Source organism: Mumia sp., from assembly GCF_028803055.1.
Lineage (GTDB): Bacteria > Actinomycetota > Actinomycetes > Propionibacteriales > Nocardioidaceae > Mumia.
This window is the reverse complement of sequence record NZ_JARBCJ010000311.1, coordinates 1-2,192: the sequence shown is the minus strand read 5'-3', so window position 1 is coordinate 2,192 and position 2,192 is coordinate 1. Positions and strand designations below refer to the sequence as shown.

Below are 2,192 nucleotides of genomic sequence, written 5' to 3'. Positions count from 1 at the left end.
GGACGCCAGCACGGGACTGAGCGTCGTCGAGGCGGAGATCAGGCTGACGTCGGAGGGGCCGAACGAGATCGCCGCCGAGAAGCCGCCGTCGTCGTGTGCGCGTCCCACACCTTCTCGCTGAGGGTTCTCGCCACGAGCGCGGGGGATATCTGATCTACGATCTCACCCGGCTCAGGCGGAGCCAGACCGATCGTCCTCGGCGGCGTCGGCCGCACGGCCGTAGCGCGCGGCGACGCGACGAAGGGCGGGTGCGAGCTCAGCCGGTCCGTCGACGGTGAAGTCGGCGTCGAGGAGCCCGAGCCACAGGGCCAGCTGATCGCACGAGTCGGAGCCCACGTGAGCGATGCAGGTCGATACGTCGACTTCCTCCACGACCACAGCGGCTGGCACCCGTGCAATGATCCGCGCCGCAGGCGCCTGGACGCGCGCGCGTGCCCTGACCTGCCAGGTCACTGTCCCGAGCGTGCGCTCGACGAATCCGATGAGGTCACCGTCGGGCTCGTCTCGCGGGAGGAAGCGTGGCCCGTTCGGTGTCCGCAGGCGCATGCGGTCCACGCGGAACGTCCGCCACGCCGTACGCGCGACGTCCCACGCCGCGAGGTACCAGCGGCCACGGGTGTGGACGAGCCGGTGGGGCTCAGCCGTACGGAGTGTCGAGACTCCGTCGCTGTCTTCGTAGCCGAAGCGCACGCTCTCGCGGCAGCGCACGGCGTCGGCGATGGCGGTGAGCCGCTCGACCGGTACGGCCGACGACTCCGTCCGCAGCGCGACCGTGGCCGCCACGAGGTCCTCGAGCCGGTGACGAAGCCGAGCGGGGAGCGTCTGCTCGACCTTGACCAGCGCGCTCATGGCCGTGCCCTCGAACCCGGCGAAACCCCCGACCGCGGTGCGGAGACCGATCGCGACCGCCAACGCCTCGTCGTCGTCGAGGAGCAGCGGCGGAAGCGCGGCGCCTCCACCGAGGCGGTATCCGCCGGCCACACCCGGGACGCCCTCCACCGGATAGCCGAGGCTGCGAAGCCGGCCGACGTCGGTCCTCAGGGTCCGCGTGCTCACCTCGAGGCGCGCTGCCAGCGCCGACCCCGTCCAGTCACGTTGCGAATGCAGGAGAGACAGGAGCTGCAGCAGGCGTGCTGAGGTCGAGAGCACTCCTTTATCCTGCCCTGAAAACGCGGAAGGAGATCTTCCGCATGTCGTTCTACCGTCACGAGATGGACGAGAGCGCAGCAATCCGGCCGTACCAGATCGACATTCCTCAGAGCAGCGTCGACGACCTGCACGAGAGGCTTCGCCGTACGCGATGGCCCGACTTCTCGGCGGGTTCCGACTGGGCCAGGGGAGTGCCGCCCGGCTACCTGGCGACGCTGACCGACTACTGGTTGAACGACTTCGACTGGCGGGCCCAGGAGGCCCGTCTGAACGCGATCCCCCAGTTCGTGACCACGGTGGACGGACAGGACATCCACTTCTTCCACGTCCGGTCATCGGAGTCCGACGCGATGCCGCTGATGCTGACGCACGGTTGGCCGAGCTCGTCGGTCGAGTTCCTCCGGGTCCTCGAGCCTCTCGCGGACCCGCAACGGTCGGGTGGGCAGTCCACCGACGCGTTCGACGTGGTGGTGCCGACGCTGCCCGGGTACGGCCTGTCCACGCCCTTCCACGCGGGATGGGGCAACCTCTTCCAGGTCGCGCAGGCGTGGGCGGAGCTCGCGCGTCGCCTCGGCTACGAGAGGTACGGCCTCCAGGCGACAGACGCCGGAGCCGGCGTCGCCGGCATGCTTGCGATGATCGCGCCCGGGCAGGTCGTCGGCATGCACCTGACCGGGACCTCCGCAGGCACGCCGTTCGGGCCGGCCCTCGACCCCGACGACCTCGATGGCGCGGACCGCGACCGCATCGTGCGGTTCAACAAGGACCGCGACGAAGGTTTCGGCTACTTCCACCTTCAGGCGACCCGGCCGCAGACGATCGCGTACGCGCTGACCGACTCGCCCGTCGGTCAGCTGGCCTGGATCGTCGAGAAGTTCCACGAGTGGACCGATCCCGCTGCGGAGCTGCCCGACGAGGCTGTCGACCGCGACCAGCTCCTGACCAACGTCTCGTTGAACTGGTTCCGCCAGGCTGGGGCCACCTCCGCCCACGCCACCTACGAGGGCATCCAGGCGTGGAAGCAGATGGCGGCAGCGCAGACC

The 2,192-nt window shown here is 69.8% G+C and carries 3 protein-coding genes; 2 read left to right on the top strand and 1 reads right to left on the bottom strand.

Annotation, left to right across the window (positions count from 1 at the left end):
• Window positions 1-121 (top strand): cation-transporting P-type ATPase (locus PV363_RS17995; protein WP_366525515.1); only part of this gene is annotated, 121 nt, incomplete at its 5' end.
• Window positions 122-171: 50 nt separating this feature from the next.
• On the opposite strand, the gene PV363_RS17455 is transcribed toward PV363_RS17995, so the two are convergent.
• Window positions 172-1,149: a WYL domain-containing protein gene (locus PV363_RS17455; protein ID WP_301023041.1), complete on the bottom strand. Its 978-nt coding sequence runs from the start codon at window positions 1,147-1,149 to the stop codon at window positions 172-174.
• A 62-nt stretch (window positions 1,150-1,211) separates the two neighbouring features.
• Between PV363_RS17455 and PV363_RS17450 the strand changes: the two genes are divergently transcribed.
• Window positions 1,212-2,192 (top strand): epoxide hydrolase family protein (locus PV363_RS17450; RefSeq protein WP_301023040.1); only part of this gene is annotated, 981 nt, incomplete at its 3' end.